The 4611-nt window shown below is 61.3% G+C and carries 5 protein-coding genes; 2 read left to right on the forward strand and 3 right to left on the reverse strand.

All coding sequences use genetic code 11. The features are described from left to right. The first annotated feature begins 240 nt into the window (after window positions 1–240). Both Q0K43_RS10320 and Q0K43_RS10325 read left to right on the forward strand, forming a co-directional pair. Complete coding sequence (locus tag Q0K43_RS10320; RefSeq protein WP_297290447.1) at window positions 241–1620, forward strand: ROK family protein; 1380 nt, start codon at window positions 241–243, stop codon at window positions 1618–1620. Then, window positions 1621–2286 (forward strand): GDSL-type esterase/lipase family protein, encoded by a 666-nt coding sequence (locus Q0K43_RS10325; RefSeq protein WP_297290448.1) that lies wholly within the window; start codon window positions 1621–1623, stop codon window positions 2284–2286. Between the two features lie 40 nt (window positions 2287–2326). Here the strand turns inward: Q0K43_RS10325 and Q0K43_RS10330 are convergent, their stop codons facing one another. The 3 genes from Q0K43_RS10330 to alr form a co-directional block, all read right to left on the reverse strand. Beyond that, the gene (locus Q0K43_RS10330; RefSeq protein WP_297290449.1) at window positions 2327–2872 is read right to left on the reverse strand and encodes a hypothetical protein; all 546 of its coding nucleotides are present in this window, start codon (window positions 2870–2872) and stop codon (window positions 2327–2329) included. A gap of 54 nt (window positions 2873–2926) precedes the next feature. Further along, window positions 2927–3292: a type II toxin-antitoxin system PemK/MazF family toxin gene (locus Q0K43_RS10335; protein WP_087188294.1), complete on the reverse strand. Its 366-nt coding sequence runs from the start codon at window positions 3290–3292 to the stop codon at window positions 2927–2929. A gap of 200 nt (window positions 3293–3492) precedes the next feature. After that, window positions 3493–4611, reverse strand: a 1119-nt coding sequence (alr, locus tag Q0K43_RS10340) for an alanine racemase (RefSeq protein WP_297290450.1), incomplete at its 5' end; no start/stop codon positions are given.

Consider the following 4611-nt stretch of genomic DNA (forward strand, 5'->3'; position numbering starts at 1 on the left):
TTGATCCATTTCTGATGATCCTGCAGACGTGCAGTGATATCCATAATCGCAATTCCCACCTTTCCATTGTTGGGAGAGTTCCCCCGTTGGTTCCATCATACCCGTCGGTCCATCCCCCGTCAAGACCTGGAAAGAAAATAATTTTCAGAATCCTGAAAATATGCTTGACAGATTTAAAAAAACTGGTAGCCTATACATAGAAACTCTGTCTGTTCTCAATATATATAAGGAGGATGTCTTATGAAACATCTTGGCATTGAAGTCCCTGTCAAACATAGCCCGGAGCTGGACCCCGGTTTCCTCCCCCTGGGCAAATTCTTCGCATCCTTCCTGAAGGGCGCCAAAAAGCCTCTGGATCTGGCCGTGGAGCGGGCCGGCGGCGAAGTGGCTGTCTACAAGACCTTCATTCACGGCACACCCGATATGGCCGAGGCCGACCGCTACTATGTGGACCGGCTCATCAAGACCATGCTGTGGTACATGGGCGGCTTTAAAGTATACATTGCCGGCGACAAGGATATCTTTGAGGCCATGAAGGCCACCTACTGTGTGGGCGGCAAGCGTTCCTTTGACGCCGACTTCATGTCCAACGTATATGAGAAACCCTTTGAAGTGGTGTACTGCGACCAGGTACCCGCCGAGAAGAGCAATCCCCAGGCCGTAGGCCGCCACCTGGGCGGCTGCCGCATCGGCTTCGACGCCGGCGGTTCCGACCGCAAGGTATCCGCCGTCATTGACGGCCAGCCTGTGTTCAGTGAGGAGGTTGTGTGGTTCCCCAAAACCACCGCCGACCCCGACTATCACTATGAGGGCATTGTGTCCGCCCTCAAGTCCGCCGCCGAGCATATGCCCCGGGTGGACGCGGTGGGCGTGTCCTCCGCCGGTATCTACATCGAAAACCGCACCATGGTAGCCTCCCTGTTCCTGAAGGTCCCCAAGGAGGACTTTGACGCCAAGGTGAAGGACATCTACATCCGGGCCATCAAAGACACCTTCGGCGACGTACCCTATGTGGTGGCCAACGACGGCGACGTGTCCGCCCTGGCCGGCGCCATGAGCCTGGAGGAAAACAACATTCTGGGCATCGCTATGGGCACCAGCGAGGCTGTGGGCTATGTGGACCAGAATGGCAACATCACCGGCTGGCTCAATGAGCTTGCCTTTGCCCCCGTGGACGCCAACCCCAACGCAATGGAGGACGAGTGGTCCGGCGACATCGGCTGCGGCGTGAAGTATTTCTCCCAGGACGGCGTCATCAAGCTGGCTCACGCCGGCGGTATTGAACTGGACCCCTCCCTCTCCCCCGCCGAGAAGCTGAAGGTGGTGCAGAAGGCCATGGAGGAGGGCAACCCTGGCGCCGCCGCGGTCTACCGCTCCATCGGCGTATATCTGGCCCACTCTCTGGCTCTGTACTATCACTTCTACGGCTTCAAGCACGTGCTGCTGCTGGGCCGGGTCATGTCCGGCAAGGGCGGCGACCTGCTGCTGGAGACCTGCAAGAGCGTGCTGGCCGACGAGTATCCCGAGATCGCCTCCAAGATCAACCCCACCATGCCCGACGAGAAGGCCCGCCGGGTAGGCCAGTCCGTGGCCGCCGCTTCCCTGCCCGAGATCAAGTAAATGCGCCGCCATATCGTCTGTCTGGGGGACTCCAACACCCACGGCTACTGCCCTGACCCTTCCGACTGCACCGACGGCCCATGCCTCCGCTTCAACGAGGAGGAGCGTTGGGCCTGTCTGCTGCAGCAGGCTTTGGGCCCGTCCTTTCTGGTGGTAGAGGAAGGCCTTCCCGGCCGTACCACCGTGTTTGACGACCCGGTGGAGGAGGGGCTGTCCGCCCTGTCCTATCTGCGTTCCTGTCTGAAAAGCCACGAGCCGGTGGATCTGCTGGTAATCATGCTGGGTACCAACGATTCCAAGGAACGCTTTGGTGCCAACGCCTATACCATCGGGCGGGGCATGGAGCGTCTGGTAAAGGCCGCCCAGGCCCTGGACTGCTGGGGACCCGGCGGAACACCCAACATCCTTATCATCGCGCCCAAGTCCATCGAGGAGGGGGTCTATACCTCCCCGGTGGCCCATGAGATGGGGCCCGGCTGTGTGGAAAAGACCCGTGGGCTGGCGGTGGAATATGAGGCCGTGGCCCGGCGGACGGGCTGCGCCTTTCTGGACGCAAACACCCTGGGGCTTACCTGCAACACGGTGGACTACATGCACCTGACCCGGGAGAGTCACGCCGAGCTGGCCCAGGCTCTGGCCGCTTTGATCCCAACCCTGATCAAATAAAAAATGTGGACGGCAATGCCGTCCACATTTTTTATTCTCATTATTTAATCGTATACCCGCCCCGGACCATGATGGTCACATCGGTAGAGGCCTTGACGCCCCGTCCGTCAATGGTGGCCAGGTACAGGTGGTTGGCAGACAGGTTCTGACCGCCGGCCAGAGTGGAACCGCTGGTGGTATCAATCAGTCCGGGGGCCGTATCGGAAACACAGACCGCGGTACCCGCCCGCAGCAGAAACTCGCAGGCCTCGGTACCCACCACCGTCTGCCCCGCTTTCAGGCTGACGATCTGGAATACGCCGCCGACGGAGGAGGAGCCGGAGCCGCCGCTCAAGGCCTTCTCTACTTCGGTCACATAGCCGTCCACCACAGCAGCCAGTTTCTGCTCCAACTGGGTCTGCTTGTCCGCCACCTTGTCATCCACCTGCTCCAGAATGGCGGGGATGGCCTGATCCTCCAGATAGCTGAGGGTAACCAGGGGATCGTTCTTGCTGCCCTGCTGCCCGGCGGCCACCGCCACCCCTGCCAGGGCCAGCGTCACCAGTCCGCCGGAGATGAGCCGCACCGGCCATTTCTTCTGTTTCATATGTACCTCCTGTCTGACGGGGAGCCGTCCGCCGGGACGGCTCCCCCATTGTGTTCAAACCATGGTGCCCGTGTGCAGGCCAAAGCTGACCGCGATGGCGTTGTCCACCCGCTGCATCTGCGCTTCGTCCAGCCGCCCCATATGCTCTCTCAGCCGCCTTTTGTCCAGCGTCCGGATCTGTTCCAGCAACACCACCGACTCCTTGGGGAGACCGTAGGTGTTGGCTGAGAGCTCGATGTGGGTGGGCAGACGCGCCTTGCCGGTCTGGGACGTGATGGCGGCGGCAATGACCGTAGGGCTGTGCCGGTTGCCGGTATCGTTCTGTACGATGAGTACCGGGCGCACGCCCCCCTGTTCACTGCCCACCACAGGGCTCAGATCGGCATAAAAAATGTCTCCGCGTTTTACGCTGTTGTCCACAAAAGCTCACACTCCGCCGGAAAATAGTCACCATCGTCACACGGCCTCAGGCCTATGTAACGCGGTCACTATGATTTTCCCACGGGGCGGCGGGAATTATACCCGCCCTGCAAAATTTCGCGGGGCAGGTCCGCACCCTGCCGCCGGGCCGGTCCTTTCTCCCCCGAACCATTGTATGCCCGGCTTGCCCAGGCGGTGCCTCAGTCCAGATAGGCCCGGTGGACTCTGGGCGATACGGCACACAGCAGCTCGTACTGAATGGTACCCGCCAGCGCGGCCACATCCTCAATGGGCAGATGCTCCCCGAACACCTCCACCTCATCCCCCGGCGCCACATCCAGTCCGGTAACATCGGCCATGCACATATCCATACAGATCCGGCCCACCACCGGCGCCCGCTGACCCCCAATCAGTACTTCCAGCTTGTCGGAGCAAAGCCGGGGCAGACCGTCGGCATAACCGATGGTAAGGGCGGCCAGCCTGGTCTCCCGATCCAGCACATGGGTGCAGCCGTAGCTCACCGGCGTACCGGCGGGCACGGTTTTCACCGAAGCCACCCGGGTCTTGAGGGTCATCACCGGCCGCAAGCCGGGTCCGTCCAGCCCCTCGCAGGAGGGATCTGGATAGTGTCCGTACAGGGCGATGCCCGGCCGGACCATGTCCAGGTGGGTACAGGGGAACTTCAGCGCGGCAGCACTGGCGGCGCAGTGACGGATGGCAAAGGTAATCCCCTTGTCCTTCAGCGCCTCCAGCAGGTCCAGAAAACGGGTGAACTGGAGCATGGTGTAGTCCTCGTCCCCGTCGGCGTTGGCAAAGTGGGTATAGATCCCCTCCGCCTCCAGGCCGGGCAGGGCACACACCTGGGCAATGGCCTCTACCGCGGCGCTCTGATCCTCCTCGCCGCACAGCCAGCCCAGCCGGGACATGCCGGTATCCGCCTTTACATGGATCTTCAAAGTCTTACCCGCGGCAGCTGCCGCGTCGGACAGAGCCCGGGCCATGTCCACATCATAGACCATCTGGGTGATACCGTTGTCCAGCAGACTATCGGCCCGCTCCACGGGGGTGTAGCCCAAAATCAAAATGGGGGTGGTGATCCCCGCCTGACGCAGCTCCAGGGCCTCGTCCAGGCAGGCCACCGCCAGGTATTCCGCCCCCAGCGTCTCCAGCCTTCTGGCCACCGGCACTGCGCCGTGGCCGTAGGCGTCCGCCTTCACCACGCCCAGAAACCGGCAGCCCTGGGGCAGCATAGCCCGCAGCGCCCGATAATTATGTTCCAAATTGGACAGATCGATCTCCGTCCATGTTCTTGTCTGCGT

Source organism: uncultured Flavonifractor sp. (assembly GCF_944383115.1).
GTDB lineage: Bacteria > Bacillota > Clostridia > Oscillospirales > Oscillospiraceae > Flavonifractor.